Raw genomic sequence first — 255 nt, forward strand, 5'->3', positions numbered from 1 at the left:
GTATGTCTGCTGGTGGTGCTATGGCTGCCATCATGGCAGACGCGTATCCTGAGCTATATGCAGCAGTTGGTATTCATTCTGGCCTGCCATTTGGTGCAGCAAGCGATTTATCCTCTGCGCTAGCAGCTATGAATCGTGCAGCAAGCCAGAGTAAAAAGCCATTTTCTGGTGTCGCTGTTCCTATTATCGTTTTCCATGGCGACCAGGATCATACGGTCAATAATAAGAATGCCGATCACATCATGGAACGTTATT

At 47.5% G+C, this 255-nt stretch carries 1 protein-coding gene; it reads left to right on the plus strand.

Annotation, left to right across the window (positions count from 1 at the left end):
* Window positions 1–2: 2 nt before the first annotated feature.
* Window positions 3–255 (plus strand): PHB depolymerase family esterase (locus ACO0LF_RS31815; RefSeq protein ID WP_423021460.1); only part of this gene is annotated, 253 nt, incomplete at its 3' end.

It is taken from the genome of Undibacterium sp. Di27W (assembly GCF_049340345.1).
Taxonomy (GTDB): Bacteria; Pseudomonadota; Gammaproteobacteria; order Burkholderiales; family Burkholderiaceae_D; genus Undibacterium.